We start from the raw sequence: 15,778 nt of genomic DNA, 5'->3' as shown, positions 1-15,778 counted from the left end.
AACTACCGTTGTCCAGCAGGGAGACCATCGAGAGGGGCCGACGTGACCACCACCGCAGACAGTGCCACCATCACTGCCCAGGACCGCTCCCAGGGCCGAGTCGAGCCGGTACACGCGATGAACGAAGCCACGAATCCCGAGGGACACAAGCGCTCCCTGCCGGGCCGACCTCCAGGCATCCGGGCGGACAGTTCCGGACTCACCGACCGGCAACGCCGGGTGATCGAGGTCATCAGGGACTCAGTGCAGCGGCGAGGTTACCCGCCGTCGATGCGCGAGATCGGCCAGGCGGTCGGCCTCTCCAGCACGTCTTCGGTCGCGCACCAGCTGATGGCACTGGAGCGCAAGGGCTTCCTGCGCCGCGACCCGCACCGCCCGCGCGCCTACGAGGTGCGCGGCTCGGACCAGGCCGTGACCGTGCAGCCCACGGACACCGCCGGCAAGCCCGCCGCGTCGTACGTGCCGCTCGTCGGCCGTATCGCCGCCGGTGGCCCGATCCTCGCGGAGGAGTCCGTCGAGGACGTCTTCCCCCTCCCCCGCCAGCTCGTCGGTGACGGCGAACTTTTCGTGCTCAAGGTCGTCGGCGACTCCATGATCGAGGCCGCGATCTGCGACGGTGACTGGGTCACCGTCCGCCGCCAGCCGGTCGCCGAGAACGGCGACATCGTCGCCGCCATGCTCGACGGCGAAGCCACCGTCAAGCGCTTCAAGCGCGAGGACGGCCACGTCTGGCTCCTCCCGCACAACTCGGCCTACGAGCCGATCCCCGGCGACGATGCGACCATCCTCGGCAAGGTCGTCGCCGTGCTGCGGCGCGTGTGACGGCCGCGGCGGGCGGCTCGGCCGACCCGCTCCCTGACCGGGCCCCGGGACCCCTGCGCCGGTTCCGGGGCCCTGCGTATGTCCTCCGGGCCCACGCACCCTGCGGGGTTGTGGGCCTGGACGGTTGCGTGTCGCGGGGGGGGGGGGGGGGGGGGGGGGGGGGGGGGGGGGGGGGGGGCGGGGCCGCCGCGCCGCCCCGCCCCCCCCCCCCCCCCCCGCGATCACTCCCGCGCTGCCTGCTCCGCCTCCGCCTGCTTCGCCGCTGCGTCGATCGCCGCGAGCGACTTGCGGACCTGGTCACGGTCCGTCGTGTACCAGAAGTCGGGCAGTGACGCCTTGAGATAGCTGCCGTACCGCGCCGTGGCCAGACGCTGATCCAGTACGGCGACCACGCCCCGGTCGCCCGACGCGCGGACGAGGCGACCGGCGCCCTGGGCCATCAGCAGGGCCGCATGGGTGGCTGCCACCGCCATGAAACCGTTGCCGCCCGCGTCCTCGACCGCCTTCTGGCGCGCGCTCATCAGTGGGTCGTCGGGGCGCGGGAACGGGATCTTGTCCATGACGACCAGCTGACAGCTGGGGCCGGGCACGTCGACGCCCTGCCACAGCGACAGAGTGCCGAAGAGGCAGGTCTTCGGGTCGGCCGCGAAGTTCTTGATCAGCTCGCCGAGTGTCTCCTCCCCCTGCAACAGGATCGGGAACTCGGGAATGCGGGAGCGCAGCTCCTCCGCGGCGAGCTGGGCCGCCCGCATGGACGAGAACAGTCCGAGCGTGCGGCCGCCGGCCGCCTGGATCAGCTCCGTCAGCTCGTCGAGCATGTCGCCGCGCTCGCCGTCACGCGCGGGGCGGGCCAGGTGCTTGGCGACATACAGGATGCCCTGCTTGCGGTAGTCGAAGGGCGAGCCGACGTCGACGCCCTTCCACTGCGGCAGATCCTCGCCCTCCGCGCCCTCGGGGCCGAGCCCCAGGGAGGCGCCGACGCCGTTGAAGTCGCCGCCGAGCTTGAGGGTCGCCGAGGTGAGGACGACGCTGCGGTCCGCGAAGAGCTTTTCCCTGAGCAGCCCCGAGACGGACATGGGGGCGACCCGCAGGGAGGCACCGAAGCGGTCGTGCCGCTCGTACCAGACGACGTCCCACTCCGAGCCGTTCACGACCCGCTCCGCCACGTCGTGCACGGTCTCGACCGAGGCCAACGCCTGCTTGCGCACCGCGTCCTCGTCCTGAACCGACTTGTCACGCGTCGCGCCGATCGCGGAGATGACCGTACGGGCGGCGTCCCGCAGCGCCATCAGGGCATAGCCGAGATCTTCCGGGATCTCCTCGAGACGGCCCGGCAGGGCCAGCTCCATCAGCCGCTCGAAGCCCTCGGCGGCCGTCTGGAGCTGATCGGCCGCCTTCTCGTTGACGAGCTTGGCGGCGCGACGCACAGCGCGGTTGACCTGACCGGGCGTGAGTTCGCCGGTGGCGACGCCGGTGACCCGGGAGACGAGTTCGTGCGCCTCGTCCACGATCAGCACCTCGTGCTGTGGCAGCACCGGGGCACCCTCGATGGCGTCGATGGCCAGCAGCGCGTGGTTGGTGACCACGACCTCGGCGAGCTTGGCACGCTCGCGGGCCATCTCCGCGAAGCATTCGGCGCCGTACGCACACTTGGACGCGCCCAAACACTCCCGTGACGACACCGACACCTGCGCCCAGGCGCGGTCGGAGACGCCTGGGGTGAGATCGTCCCGGTCGCCGTTCTCGGTCTCGTCCGCCCAGTCCCGCAGCCGCAGGAGGTCCTGGCCCAGCTTGCTGGTGGGCGCGGCGGCCTCGAACTGGTCGAACAGCCCCTCCTCCTCGTCCTGCGGCATGCCCTCGTGCAGGCGGTGCAGGCACAGGTAGTTCGACCGGCCCTTGAGCATCGCGAATTCCGGGCGGCGGCGCAGCAGGGGGTGCAGGGCGTCGACCGTGCGGGGCAGGTCGCGCTCGACGAGCTGTCGCTGCAGGGCGAGCGTGGCCGTCGCGACGATCACCCGTTCTCCGTGCGCGAGCGCGGGCACGAGGTAGCCCAGCGACTTACCGGTGCCGGTGCCGGCCTGGACCAGCAGGTGGGATCCGTCGTCGATCGCCTCGGCGACCGCTTCGGCCATGGTCACCTGGCCGGGGCGCTCCGTGCCGCCGACGGCAGTGACAGCGGCGTGCAGGAGTTCGGAGAGTGGGGGCTTCGTCATAGCCCGACCACCCTACGGCCCGGCACTGACAAACGGGCGATCACGGCGGGGACAGGGGGCGGGATCACGGCCGGGCTCCTGGTGCGGTGGTAGGGGGAGGGTGAGGTGGGTGGGTCGGGCGCATGAGTGGCGTGGGGCGCGGGTGGTGGGAGGGCCGTTCGACGCCGTGGATCGAGTGGGAACCGAATCGAGCCGGGCGGTGTACCAGATGTGAAAGCGTCGTCACCCGGCGCTACAGCGCACGGCGCAGGATTCGGTCCCGGACCATGAGGGCGGCCCGCTTGTTCGGCAGGTCCACCTCGGCCGCGTACCGGAAGCCGGCGCTCAGGAACGCGGCGATGGAGGGGGTGTTGCGAAGATCGGGTTCGGCTACGACACGTGCGCATGCGGGGCGCCGGTCGAGGACGAGGTCGGCCACGGCTCTGAGGAGGGCAGATCCCAGGCCACGTCCCCGGTCCGCGGCACCTCCGACGAGGAGGTGGATTCCGGTGTCGTGCGGGCGGGCCGGATAGTGCCGGGCCATCGGGTCCAGGTCGGCCCGGTAGATCTCCCAGTAGCTCATCGGGGTGCCGTCCAGCACCCCCAGGCACGGAACGCTGCGCCCGTCGCCTTCGAGCTGGGCCCGCAGGTGGTCCTCCGTCCGGTTCCGGGGCCCGGCCAGGTCCCAGAATTCCGCGACGGCGGGGTCGTTCATCCAGCCATGGATCAGCGGCAGGTCACGCTCGACGCGTACGGGTACCAAGTGGAACGAGCCGACGGGGCTGGCCACCGGCCCCCAGGTGTGGGGTCGGTCGAGGAGGCCGGGCGTCCCCGTGGTGAAGAGGGCGACGTACTCGGAGGGGAGGTGCAGATCCAGTGTGTCCTCGCTGTCCGCGTCGTCGTCCTCGACGGTGAACTGGCTGAACACGCCGTGTCGGGCGCCGGCGAAGTCCGCCCGAGGGCCGGTGCGGCCGGGACGGGACGGGGCGGGGCCGGAGGGGGCGTTCGCGTCGGTGGGAGGCATGGTGCGCTCCTCTCAGGAGACGGAGTGGGTCATGGTCCTCGGAAGTACGGGAAGAGGGGCGGGTCGCTGGTGGAGAAGCTCCACGCTCAGGAAAGAAGGGGGTTGGCGATGGTGACGTAGACGGACTGGGTGTCGACCGGGCCGACGAGCTCGTCGAGGCCGCGCAGCCGGGTCAGCAGGTTGGCCTTGCAACGCAGCACGGGTGAGTCGAGCAGGTGGCCGGGGAGGGACGTGCGCAGGGCGCCGGGGCCCGAGGCAAGGTCGGTGAGGAAGCGACGGAAGGCCGCGAGGAGCAATCGCTCGTCGGCCAGGCGCTGGGAGCCGAACGCACCGATCAGGCCGAGCACGTTGTTGACGGCGAGGTAGTAGGCGAAGCGCTCGTCGGTGACCTCGTCGGTGACGAAGGTGTCGCTCCGCTCGCCGATCCCGGGCAGCCGGGCAGCCAGTTCGGCGCGCCGGGACTCGCGGAAGTAGTAGCCCTGGTTGTCGCGGTAGCGGCCGCCGGCGGGCCAGCCGTCGCCGTCCAGCAGGAGCAGGATGTTCTGCTGGTGGGCTTCGAGGGCGATTCCGGCCTCGCTGTCCAGCCACAGCACGGGACGGACGACCTGTTCGAGGTACCGCAGGAACCACTCCGTGGCGACCGCGCCCACGGGTCGGCCGGTGCGTGCGGCGAGCCCCGCCACGAGCTGACTCAGCCGGGACCGCATGGACCAAGCGCCCTGCTCGAGCGCGGAGGTGGGTTGCTGCTCGGCGAGGGGGCGGGGAGAGACGAGTCCGGCGACGCAGCCGACGTCGTCCGTTGGGGTGAACGGGTTGTGCCTGACCACCACGTCCAGCCCGGGCACCGGCAGCCCGTCCGGGCCGTCGACGGCGAGCCAGGCGGGGTCGCGGACGATGCCGAAGCCGGGGTGGACGGCCTGCCACTGCTTGAACAGGCCCGCGCGCAGCAGTCGGTGCACTTCCACTCCGCGATGGAGTTCCTTGCGCAGGTTCTCGCGGAGGGAGTTGGTGATGCGCAGCCCCAGCGACAGTTTGAGCATCGCGGGTGCCCCGGTTCGGTGGACGGTGCGGACGGAGGAGGTGGGGTGCCAGGGCGTACCGGCGGGGCCGAGATCGCGGAGGAGCCCGGAGTCGAGGAGAGCGGCGACGGGTTCGCGGTACCGCGCCTGGCGTGCCTGCCAAGGGTGCAGCGGCAGGGCGGCGTAACCGTCGGGCAGGGACAGTGCGGTTCCGGCGAGGCGTCGGGTGAGGTGGCCGGCGGGGACGGGACGACCGCGTTCGGTCCAGGCCGAGTCGGTGGCGAGCAGAGAGGGGGCGACAGCCATCCAGTGCAAGGGGAAGGAGCCGCGTAGCTCCGGTGAGTACAGGCGGGCTTCGGCCTCCGTCAGTCCTTCCCGGCTCTTGGGCGTCGGGTGCAGAGGGTGCCCGAGGAGGAGTGCCTGCTCGGCGCCGAGGAAGAGGTCGGGGGCGTCGGCGGGGTGTGCGCGCCGGTCGCGGATGAAAGTCACGGTACGGCGCAGGGAGTCGACCACCCTCGCCACGAGGTCGCCGCCGTCACCGTGGCCGACGGCGGTCGGCCCAGCGGAAGTGGGGCCGGTGGCGGTGGCCTCGGTGGCAGTGGAGTCCGAGGTGCGGGAGGTGCTGCCGGGGGCAACGGCGGTTTCCCTGGTGAGCGGCGCCGGAAGGGTGACGGCATCGTAAGGAGGAGTGTCCTTCGGCGCGGTTTCCCTGGTGAGGAGAGCCGCGAGGGTGACGGCGTCGACAGGTGGGGCGTCCTCGGGTGCTCCGGTGAAGTGCGGTGGTCCGAAACGGTGCCAGCCGGTCAGGGACCAGTAGCGGACCGGAACGGTCAGGGAGGTGCAGCTGGCGGGCAGCGGAATGTGGAGGGTGCCGGAAGCGGGAGCGGCGAGGTCGGTCTCTCGTACCCAGCAGCGCAGCAGGTTCTCCACGGCGGCGGCCTGGGCGGCGGTGCCGGGGTCGGGATCGTCCAGCGGGTCGGCGCCCGGCTCCGTCAGCCGGGTGAGTGACATGTTCCGCCGCTTCTGCTGGGGAAACGAGTCGGCGAGCGGGACCGGAGAGTTCGAGGCGCCGGAATCTCCCTGTTCGTCGGGAGCACCGGAGCGGCCGTCGGGAGTGGGCGTGTCGTTCATGGCGGCTCCTGGGGCTGGGGATGGGGTGGTGCGAGCCATTCCTGTCGTCCACCTGGCGGCCGTTCCCTCGTGGCCGACGGCTGCCGGGGCGGGTCGAGGGCCGTGCCGGTGGGGAGGGCGCGCGTGTACGAGACGGCTGTGGGGTTGTCACTGGGATGCGGCGTCGGCCGGGCGTCCTTGGCGGAAGGTGCAGGTGAGAGGGGACCTGGTCGTGGCCGCGGGGCTGGTGCCGGTTGCGGGGGCCGGGCGGCGTGTGTGCGGCTTTCAGTCGGCGCGCCGGGCAGGGCCGTGGTGTCGTCGGTGGTGCGTGCGGTGGTCCAGGTGGTCGCGGGCCACCGCTGCCACCGCGTCCGTCAGGCGGTCGAGGACCGCTGCCGCCTGCTCGTCGCTGAGCGTCAGCGGAGGGAGCAACCGGACCACGGCCGCGTGACGGCCGCCGAGTTCGACGATCAGCCCGCGTTGGAGGCACTCGCGCTGGACGGCCTCGGCGAGTTCGGGCGCGGCCGGGCGCGGGATTCGGACGGACTCCAGGTCGTCCGCCACCGCTGGGCGGTCGCCGGTGGCGGGCATCCCGTCGGGGGTTGCTCCGTCCGTCTCCGGTTCCACCAGCTCGACCCCGATCATCAGCCCCCGACCCCGCACCTCGCCCACACATGGGAGGTCCCCGATGGACTCCCGGAGTCGGTTCAGCATCCGGGAGCCGAGGTCGGCGGCTCGGGCGGCGAGGCCGTTCTCGCGGACGTAGGTGAGGGTGGCGGTGCCGGCGGCCATGGCGAGCTGGTTGCCGCGGAAGGTGCCCGCGTGGGCGCCGGGTTGCCAGACGTCGAGATCGTCGCGGTAGACGATCACGGCGAGGGGCAGGCTGCCGCCGATGGCCTTGGACAGGACCATGACGTCGGGGGTGATGCCGCTGTGGTCGACGGCCCAGAAGGCACCGGTCCGGCCGACTCCGGTCTGGATCTCGTCGGCGATCAGCGGGACGGAGCGGTCCGCCGTGAGCTGCCGCATACGGCACAGCCAGTCGTCCGGCGCGGGAATCACCCCGCCCTCGCCCTGGACGGGTTCGAGGATCATCCCGGCGGGCAGCGGTACGCCCGACTTGGGGTCGTCGAGGAGGGACTCCGTCCAGCGGGCGGCGAGTTCGGCGCCGCGGGGGCCGCCGGTGCCGAAGGGGCAGCGGTAGTCCTGCGGGTAGGGCAGGCGGGTGACCTGGACGTCGCGGGCGCCACCGGAGGCGGCCAGCGCACCGGCGGTCATGCCGTGGTAGGCGCCGGTGAAGGCGAGGATGCCGGTGCGGCCGGTCGCGGCCCGGACGAGCTTCAGGGCTGCCTCGACGGCGTCGGTGCCGGCCGGTCCGCAGAACTGGACCCGGGCGCGGTCGGCGAGGCCGGGTGGCAGCGTGCGGAACAGCTCGGTGATGAAGGCGTCCTTGACGGGGGTCGCGAGGTCGAGGACGGAAAGGGGGGCGCCGGAGTCGAGGACCTTGCGGATGGCTTCCAGCACGACCGGGTGGTTGTGGCCGAGGGCGAGTGTGCCGGCACCGGAGAGGCAGTCGAGGTAACGGCGGCCGTCGGCACCCTCGATGGTGAGCCCGCGGGCCCGAACCGGCACGATGGGCAGGGCGCGCGCATAGGTGCGCGCCGAGGATTCGCGCGCCGACTGGCGTCTCAGGATGCCCTCGTGAGCGGCAGGTGCTCCCCCGTACGCCCCTTCAGCCACCGACTCGGTCACGGCCACGGCTCGCTGTCCTCCCGCTTCTCCAGAGGCGAGTTGATCCCCGGGACCGGGCACAGGCAGCAGGCCCCACTGCTACCAACCGCGGACCGTCCACCGGGTTACGGGTCGCTTCGAGATCGTTGCCATGCCGAGACCCTTGCCGATCGGCACTGTTCACCCCCCACGGAGTGGGGGGGTGCTTCGGTGCGAGCCCGTTCGCCTCAGGGCAGCGGGCGGTGCGGCCTCACTCCTCGCGCCCGTGGATGTCGTCCTTGCGCCCCTCCACGTCAGCGGCGGCCGGGGTGTCGAGCCGCCCCGGCGTGAGGCCCTCGGTGTGCTGCCCCGCGGCGGAGACCCTGCGGTGAAGCGGCCCGCCGGCGGGGAGTCCCCTGCTCCTTCCCCGACGCCCCGTTCCGCCGACCGACGCACAGCCGGCGCCGTCGGCGCGGTTTCCCGACATCGATCCGCATGCGCGCGCCGGCCAGCCGGGAAGAGGGCCAGGTCAGACAGCTCGTAGCGAAACCGTTGCCGTTCCGTCGGAACTCCCCCACAGCGAGCGCATAGTGTGTGGTCCCGTTCCCAAAGAGCCACGAGACCGGCCTGAACTCCCCCTGAGTTCCGTGCCGGTGCCGGGGCCGAAGCGCCGAGTTCCTTCACAGCAGGGGGAGTCAAGAGCATGCGATCCATACGGCCGTCGTTCACCGTTCGGCGAGGGAGGGGCAGCCGCCGTACCTCCCCCACGCTGGCGGCGGTCGCCCTCGTCTCGGCGCTGGCGCTGACCGCCACCGCCTGCAACGGCGACGACAAGGCAGACGGCCGGCCGACCGCCACCGCGACCGCGGCGGGCTCCGGCGACGGCAAGATCCAGATCCCGGACGACCTCAAGGAGAGGCTCAAGGAGCACGGGATCGACATCGACAAGTGGAAGAACGGCGCCTGGAAGAACTGGAACAGGGAAGACTGGCTGCGCGAGGCCAACGACTTCATCAACCCGATCATCAAAGGCCTGTGGAACCCGGACCGGATGCGGGACGCCGACGACCCGGACAAGGGCGTCGACGACAACGACATCTCCGGTGACCAGGGCGTCACGGACCCGACGCCGCAGCCGGTGAAGGCACAGGCCGTCGCGCCGCCGTACCACACCAGCGCGGCCACCTCGGGCAAGCTGTTCTTCGACTCGCCCGAGGGCACCATGGTCTGCTCGGCGACGGTCGTGCAGGACCCGGCGCATCCGGGCAAGTCCAACATGCTCTGGACGGCGGGTCACTGTGTACACGCCGGCAAGAGCGGCGGCTGGTACCGCAACATCGCCTTCGTGCCGTCGTACAACAACGCCGGCAAGTCGGCCGCGCAGCTGGAGGGCGCCAGCAGGGCCGAGGTCGCTCCGTACGGCGTCTGGTGGGCCGACGCGGCGCAGACCTCCCAGCAGTGGATCGACCAGGGCGGCTCGACCGGCGGCAACGGCGCCTCGTACGACTTCGCGGTCATCCATGTGACGCCGGAGCAGGGCGGTGGCGGCAAGTCGCTGGAGGAGACGGTCGGCGGGGCGCTGCCGGTGAACTTCGACGCGCCGGCCGTGCCGAAGGTGAAGAGCATCACGGCGTCCGGGTACCCGGCGGCGGCTCCGTACGACGGTCAGCTGCTGTACCAGTGCCAGGACAAGCCGGGCCGGCTGTCCATCAACGAGTCGGACCCGACGATGTACCGGATCGGCTGCACGATGACCGGTGGTTCCTCCGGCGGCGGCTGGGTGGAGACGGGCGCGGACGGCAAGCCGGCGCTGGTGTCCAACACGTCCATCGGCCCGGTGAGTTCGGGCTGGCTGGCCGGTCCCCGGCTGGGTGACGTGGCCAAGGGTGTGTACGACTCGGTGAGCAAGAAGTTCGCCGGGCGGTAGAGCCGCTCGCGTGGGCACGGCGAAGGCCCGCCACCCCGTCGCGGGGTGGCGGGCCTTCGTGGTGCCGTGGGTCAGGCCGCGGAGACCGGTGCGTAGGGCGCCAGGTCCGCCGCCAGCTCCTCGTGCACCCGGGCCTTGAGCAGGGTGCCCTCCGCGGTGTGCTCCTCGGAGATCACCTCGCCCTCGGTGTGGGCGCGGGCGACGAGCTTGCCGTGGGTGTACGGGACGAGCGCCTCGATCTCGACCGAGGGGCGGGGCAGCTCGTTGTCGATCAGGCCGAGCAGTTCCTCGATGCCCTGGCCGGTGCGGGCCGAGACGGCGAGGGAGCGCTTCTCGACCCTGAGCAGCCGCTGGAGGACCAGCGGGTCGGCCGCGTCCGCCTTGTTGATCACGACGATCTCGGGTACGCCGGTGGCGCCGACGTCCCGGATCACCTCGCGCACGGCGGCCAGCTGCTCCTCGGGGTCGGGGTGCGAGCCGTCCACCACGTGCAGGATCAGGTCGGAGTCGCCGACCTCCTCCATGGTGGAGCGGAAGGCCTCGACCAGGTGGTGCGGCAGGTGCCGGACGAAGCCGACGGTGTCCGCCAGCGTGTACAGGCGCCCGCTCGGGGTCTCCGCGCGGCGGACGGTCGGGTCCAGGGTCGCGAACAGGGCGTTCTCGACCAGGACGCCGGCGCCCGTGAGGCGGTTGAGCAGGGAGGACTTGCCGGCGTTGGTGTAGCCCGCGATGGCGACGGACGGCACCTTGTTGCGTCGGCGCTCCTGGCGCTTGACCTCGCGGCCGGTCTTCATCTCCGCGATCTCCCGGCGCATCTTGGCCATCTTCTCGCGGATCCGTCGCCGGTCCGTCTCGATCTTGGTCTCACCGGGACCACGTGTGGCGAGGCCGCCGCGACCGCCACCCATCTGCCGGGACAACGACTGACCCCAGCCGCGCAGTCGCGGCAGCATGTACTGCATCTGCGCGAGGGCGACCTGCGCCTTGCCCTCTCGGGACTTGGCGTGCTGGGCGAAGATGTCCAGGATCAGGGCCGTACGGTCGATGACCTTGACCTTGACCACGTCCTCCAGCTGGATCAGCTGGCCGGGGCTGAGCTCACCGTCGCAGATGACGGTGTCCGCGCCCGTTTCGAGGACGATGTCCCGCAGCTCGGCGGCCTTGCCGGAGCCGATGTAGGTGGCCGCGTCGGGCTTGTCGCGGCGCTGGATGACGCCGTCGAGCACGACCGCGCCCGCGGTCTCCGCAAGGGCGGCGAGCTCCGCGAGGGAGTTGTCGGCGTCCTGCGCGGTTCCCGTGGTCCACACTCCGACGAGCACGACCCGCTCCAGGCGGAGCTGGCGGTACTCGACCTCGGTGACGTCCTCCAGCTCGGTGGACAGGCCCACGACGCGGCGCAGAGCCGCGCGCTCGGAGCGGTCGAACTGCTCGCCGTCCCGCTCGCCGTCGATCTCGTAGCTCCAGGCGACGTCCTCTTCCATCAGGGCATCGGCCCGAAGACCCTCGGGATAGGTGTGCGCGAGGCGCTTGGTGTCCTGGGAAGGGGAAGAAGAGGAGGTCATTGGATCCTTACGTCGATGGGAATGCCTTTGCGGCGTCGGTGGGCGGTCACCTGGACCGCTCGTCATGTGCAACGTACGAGTACCCCGGGAGATTCCCGCGTCCCGTGTCGCGCCGACCTGAAGATGGTCGCACGGGACGCCCCGTCTCGTCACGGGGTTATCGGTGGGTGCGCGCCTTGGTGGGCTGGTTCGGCGCCAGCGGCTTCCAGTCCGGGTGTCCGGGCATCGGCGGGGTCTTCTCGCCATACAGCCAGGCCTGGAAGAAGCCGCTCAGATCGCGGGCGGCGACCGCCGACGCCAGCCGGACGAAGTCGGCGGTGGTGGCGGTGGAGTCCCGGTGTTCCTGGACCCAGAGCCGTTCCAGCCGCTCGAAGGCCGGCCGGCCGATCTCCTGCCGCAGGGCGTAGAGCACGAGCGCGGCGCCGTCGTAGATGTTCGGCCGGAAGATGCCGATCTTCTGGCCGGGGGCGGGCGGCTTGGGCCGGGCGGGCGGGCCGCCGGCCTCCCGCCAGCGGTCGGAGGCGCCGTAGGCGGCCTTCATGCGCTCCTCCATGGGCCGGTGCGCCGTCTCCTCGGCGTACAGCCCCTCGTACCAGGTGGCGTGCCCCTCGTTCAGCCACACGTCGGACCAGGTGCGGGGGCTGACGCTGTCGCCGAACCACTGGTGGGACAGCTCGTGGACCATGACCGACTCGACGTACCACTTGGGGTAGGCGGGCTTGGTGAACAGGTCCCTCTCGAAGAGCGAGAGTGTCTGCGTCTCCAGTTCGAAGCCGGTGGACGCCTGCGCCGTGAGCACGCCATAGGTCTCGAACGGGTACCGGCCGACCTTGCTCTCCAGCCAGGCGATCTGGCCGGGCGTCTTGGCGAGCCACGGCTCGAGGGCCTTGCGGTCGGCGCTGGGCACGACGTCGCGGACCGGCAGGCCGTGCGGGCCGTCGCGGTGCACGACCGTGGACCGGCCGATGGACACCTGGGCCAGTTCGGTGGCCATGGGGTGCTGGGTGCGGTAGGTCCAGGTGGTGGTGCGCCCGACTCGCTCCGCTCCGGCGGACAGACCGTTGGCTACGGCGGTGTAGCCGTTCGGCGCGGTGATGCGGAAGGTGAACAGCGCCTTGTCGGACGGGTGGTCGTTGCACGGGAAGACCAGGTGGGCGGCGTCGGCCTGGTTCGCCATGGCGAGGCCGTCGGAGGTGCGCACCCAGCCGCCCTCCTGGTCCTTGCCGGGGACGGGGTCACTGGTGTGCCGCACGGTGATGCGGGTCCAGATGCCCCGGTGCAGGGAGTGTTCCGGGGTGACGACCAGGTCCTCGCCGGCGCTGGTGAAGTCCGCGGGGCGTCCGTCGACCTCGACGGACTGGACGGTGCCGTGCGCGAAGTCGAGGTTCACGCGGTCCAGGTCGGCGGTCGTCCAGGCGTCGATGGTGGTGACGGCCTGCAACGGCTTGTCGTTGGTACCGGGGTAGGAGAAGGACAGGTCGTACGAGGCCACGTCGTAGCCGGGATTGCCCAGGTGCGGGTAGAGCCGGTCGCCGACGCCCAGGGGCTCGGCCGGGGCTGCGGCGGCGAGGAGGCAGACGGAGACGGCGGAGGCGAGCAGGGCCGCCTTCCGCTGCCGGGAGACCCGGGTGCGGGCCCGGGGGCGTGGGGTGAGCAGCATGGACCACCGCTACCAGGGCCTGCCCGCGCTACGGCGGCGACGCGCGCCCGACCCACCCGAACGGGTGGGGGCGCGGGGGCCTTCTGCTCACCACCACGGTCCCCCTGCCGCATCCCGGGCATCTACCACCCAGCGGCCTCAGGAGCCCAGGGCGCCTCCTGAGTATCGCTATACCCAGCAGCCTCCCGAACGCCGGTCAGCCTCCCGCGCATCGCTACACCCGCAGCCTCCAGGACGACGAGCGGCCTCCCGCCCATCGCTACATGCAGCAGCCCTCAAGACGCCGAGCCTCTCTCCGTCCAGCACCCCTCAGGAGGCCGGCGCCTGGTGCTGGGCCCGGCTCACGTCGTAGACCCCGGGCACGTCACGCATGGCGCGCATCAGGGCCGGGAGGTGAGCCGCGTCGGCGAGCTGGAGGGTGTACGTGTGACGCACCCGCTGCTGGCTGGGCGGTTCGACGGTGGCGGAGACGATCTCTGCGCCCTCCAGGGCGATCGCCTCGGTGAGGTCGGCGAGGAGATGGGGGCGGCCGAACGATTCAGCGACGAGCGTGACGCGGCACGCGGCGGTGTCTCCCCAGCGCACGCCGATCTCCGCGCGCCCTCGGCTCTTCATGTGCGCCACCGCGGCACACCCCACGCGGTGCACGGTCACCACTCCTCCGCGCACCGTGAAGCCGGTGATCTCGTCCGGAGGCACGGGCGTACAGCACCCGGCGAGCCGTACGGGCACCCCGGGCCGGTCCGCGAGGACGTCGGCGCCACGGGGACGCGCGGCCGGGGTGCTGTCGGCGGCGCTGTCCGTGGGGCGCGCGGAGGCGGTGTCATCGGCGGGGTCGGGACGGGTGTCGCCCTCCTCCTCGGTTCCGGCACCGCCGCCCGGGTGGGTCGCCAGCCAGCGCTGGATGGCGATGCGCGCCGCCGGGGTGTGGGCGTGCTCCAGCCACTCGCGGGAGGGCTCGGAGGCGGGGTCCTGGCCCATCAGGAGCTGGACGGTGTCGCCGTCCTTGAGGACGGTGCTGAGGGTGGCGAGTCGGCCGTTGACGCGGGCGCCGATGCAGGCGTGCGCGTCCTCGCCGTACTGCGCGTACGCGGCGTCCACGCAGGTGGCGCCCTCGGGCAGGCCGAGGGTGCCGCCGTCGGGACGGAAGACGGTGATCTCGCGGTCCTGGGCGAGGTCCTCGCGCAGCGTGGACCAGAAGGTGTCGGGGTCGGGGGCGGCCTCCTGCCAGTCGAGGAGGCGGGAGAGCCAGCCGGGGCGGGTGGGATCGGCGCGCTCGCCGTCCACGGGATCGTCGGCCCCGGGGGCGTACGGGTTGCCGAGGGCGACGACTCCGGCCTCGGCGACCTTGTGCATCTGGTGCGTGCGGATGAGGACTTCGACGACCTGGCCGTCCGGGCGGGCGACGGCGGTGTGCAGCGACTGGTACAGGTTGAACTTCGGTACGGCGATGAAGTCCTTGAACTCCGAGACGACCGGCGTCATACAGGTGTGCAGTTCGCCGAGGACGCCGTAGCAGTCGGCGTCCTCGTTCACCAGCACCAGCAGGCGGCCGAAGTCGGCGCCGCGCAGTCGTCCGCGCTTGCGGGCCACGCGGTGGACGGAGACGAAGTGCCGCGGGCGGATGAGGACTTCGGCCTGGATGTCGGCATCGCGCAGCACGCCGCGCATCTCGTCGGCGACCTCGGCGAGGGGATCGCCCTGCCGTGCGGCGTTCTCGGCGATGAGTTCCCTGGTGTGCTCGTACTCCTCGGGGTGGAGGATGGCGAAGACCAGGTCCTCCAGTTCGGTCTTGAGGGCCTGCACACCGAGGCGTTCGGCGAGCGGGATGAGGACGTCACGGGTGACCTTGGCGATCCGCGCCTGTTTCTCGGGGCGCATCACGCCGAGGGTGCGCATGTTGTGGAGGCGGTCGGCGAGCTTGATCGACATCACGCGCACGTCGCTGCCGGTGGCGACGAGCATCTTGCGGAAGGTCTCGGGCTCGGCGGCGGCCCCGTAGTCGACCTTCTCCAGTTTCGTGACACCGTCGACGAGGTAACGAACCTCCTCGCCGAACTGTTCCCGCACCTGTTCCAGCGTCACGTCGGTGTCCTCGACGGTGTCGTGGAGCAGCGAGGCCGTCAAGGTCGTGGTCTCGGCGCCGAGTTCGGCGAGGATCAGGGTCACGGCGAGCGGGTGCGTGATGTACGGCTCGCCGCTCTTGCGCATCTGGCCGCGGTGCGAGGACTCGGCGAGGACGTAGGCCCGGCGCAGGGGTTCGAGGTCCGCGTCGGGGTGGTGGGCGCGGTGCGCTTCCACGACGTGGCTGATGGCGTCGGGCAGCCTACCACGGACGGCGGGGCCGAGCAGCGCGGCCCGGCCGAGCCGGCGCAGGTCGATCCGGGGCCGCGACTTCCTGCGGGCCGCCGCGGGCGCCACGGACGCGGTGAGCGCCTGTGGCGCTGTGGGCGCTACCGGACCAGGGGTCGCAGGGTTCGTGGCCTCCGCACTCATGGGCACCTCCGGCTCGTGGACCGGCGGACGGGGCCCCAGGGCGTACGCGGCTCAGGGATTGGCGACGTTCCCCCGTCCGTGCCGGTGCTTGATGCTATCGAGCCCACCAGGCGCGACCGACCGCCTCTCGCCGAGCGTGAAACGGATCACCCATTCGAGCGACGAGAATGAGGTTTAGGGTTTACGCCACATGCCCTGGTCTCGCCCGCGGTTTCGAACGACCCCTGCCACGGGAACGCGCTGTTCCGGGGCGTGC

Annotated in this window: 9 protein-coding genes; 2 read left to right on the top strand and 7 right to left on the bottom strand. The window is 71.8% G+C overall.

Annotated elements, in window-relative coordinates; genetic code table 11:
* The first annotated feature begins 42 nt into the window (after positions 1–42).
* Positions 43–822 carry a transcriptional repressor LexA gene (gene lexA, locus ACGFRF_RS31835; RefSeq protein WP_333772146.1) on the top strand — a complete coding sequence of 260 codons (780 nt, stop codon included), beginning with the start codon at positions 43–45 and terminating at the stop codon, positions 820–822.
* Between the two features lie 221 nt (positions 823–1,043).
* Here lexA and ACGFRF_RS31830 read toward each other — a convergent pair whose 3' ends face one another.
* The 4 genes from ACGFRF_RS31830 to ACGFRF_RS31815 form a co-directional block, all read right to left on the bottom strand.
* Positions 1,044–3,035, bottom strand: coding sequence for an ATP-dependent DNA helicase (locus ACGFRF_RS31830; RefSeq protein ID WP_393745893.1), 1,992 nt, complete (start codon positions 3,033–3,035; stop codon positions 1,044–1,046).
* A gap of 232 nt (positions 3,036–3,267) precedes the next feature.
* Positions 3,268–4,038: a GNAT family N-acetyltransferase gene (locus ACGFRF_RS31825; RefSeq protein ID WP_393745891.1), complete on the bottom strand. Its 771-nt coding sequence runs from the start codon at positions 4,036–4,038 to the stop codon at positions 3,268–3,270.
* An 86-nt stretch (positions 4,039–4,124) separates the two neighbouring features.
* Complete coding sequence (locus ACGFRF_RS31820) at positions 4,125–6,188, bottom strand: IucA/IucC family protein (RefSeq protein ID WP_393745889.1); 2,064 nt, start codon at positions 6,186–6,188, stop codon at positions 4,125–4,127.
* Between the two features lie 264 nt (positions 6,189–6,452).
* On the bottom strand, positions 6,453–7,925 hold the full coding sequence (locus ACGFRF_RS31815; RefSeq protein WP_393745887.1) for a diaminobutyrate--2-oxoglutarate transaminase family protein: 1,473 nt from the start codon (positions 7,923–7,925) through the stop codon (positions 6,453–6,455).
* Between the two features lie 655 nt (positions 7,926–8,580).
* On the opposite strand from ACGFRF_RS31815, the gene ACGFRF_RS31810 reads away from it, so the two are divergent.
* On the top strand, positions 8,581–9,804 hold the full coding sequence (locus ACGFRF_RS31810; protein WP_393745885.1) for a trypsin-like serine peptidase: 1,224 nt from the start codon (positions 8,581–8,583) through the stop codon (positions 9,802–9,804).
* 71 nt (positions 9,805–9,875) lie between these two features.
* Here the strand turns inward: ACGFRF_RS31810 and hflX are convergent, their stop codons facing one another.
* The 3 genes from hflX to ACGFRF_RS31795 all read right to left on the bottom strand — a co-directional run bounded on the left by hflX (position 9,876) and on the right by ACGFRF_RS31795 (position 15,522).
* Positions 9,876–11,366, bottom strand: coding sequence for a GTPase HflX (gene hflX / locus ACGFRF_RS31805; RefSeq protein ID WP_393745883.1), 1,491 nt, complete (start codon positions 11,364–11,366; stop codon positions 9,876–9,878).
* 157 nt (positions 11,367–11,523) lie between these two features.
* Positions 11,524–13,026, bottom strand: a complete 1,503-nt coding sequence (locus tag ACGFRF_RS31800) for a M1 family metallopeptidase (protein WP_393745881.1) — start codon at positions 13,024–13,026, stop codon at positions 11,524–11,526.
* Positions 13,027–13,335: 309 nt separating this feature from the next.
* Positions 13,336–15,522 (bottom strand): RelA/SpoT family protein, encoded by a 2,187-nt coding sequence (locus ACGFRF_RS31795; RefSeq protein WP_393745879.1) that lies wholly within the window; start codon positions 15,520–15,522, stop codon positions 13,336–13,338.
* Between the last annotated feature and the right edge of the window lie 256 nt (positions 15,523–15,778).

Origin of the sequence: Streptomyces sp. NPDC048521 (assembly GCF_043199855.1) — a bacterium.
Lineage (GTDB): Bacteria > Actinomycetota > Actinomycetes > Streptomycetales > Streptomycetaceae > Streptomyces.
This window is presented reverse-complemented; position numbering and strand designations above follow the sequence as displayed.

What these genes read in the sequence shown, in the direction of transcription:
- ACGFRF_RS31810 (WP_393745885.1), top strand. Translation starts at nt 8,581, where the DNA reads ATGCGATCCATACGGCCGTCGTTCACCGTTCGGCGAGGGAGGGGCAGC.
- ACGFRF_RS31820 (WP_393745889.1), bottom strand. Translation starts at nt 6,188, where the DNA reads ATGAACGACACGCCCACTCCCGACGGCCGCTCCGGTGCTCCCGACGAA.
- hflX (WP_393745883.1), bottom strand. Translation starts at nt 11,366, where the DNA reads ATGACCTCCTCTTCTTCCCCTTCCCAGGACACCAAGCGCCTCGCGCAC.
- ACGFRF_RS31800 (WP_393745881.1), bottom strand. Translation starts at nt 13,026, where the DNA reads ATGCTGCTCACCCCACGCCCCCGGGCCCGCACCCGGGTCTCCCGGCAG.
- ACGFRF_RS31795 (WP_393745879.1), bottom strand. Translation starts at nt 15,522, where the DNA reads ATGAGTGCGGAGGCCACGAACCCTGCGACCCCTGGTCCGGTAGCGCCC.
- ACGFRF_RS31830 (WP_393745893.1), bottom strand. Translation starts at nt 3,035, where the DNA reads ATGACGAAGCCCCCACTCTCCGAACTCCTGCACGCCGCTGTCACTGCC.
- ACGFRF_RS31825 (WP_393745891.1), bottom strand. Translation starts at nt 4,038, where the DNA reads ATGCCTCCCACCGACGCGAACGCCCCCTCCGGCCCCGCCCCGTCCCGT.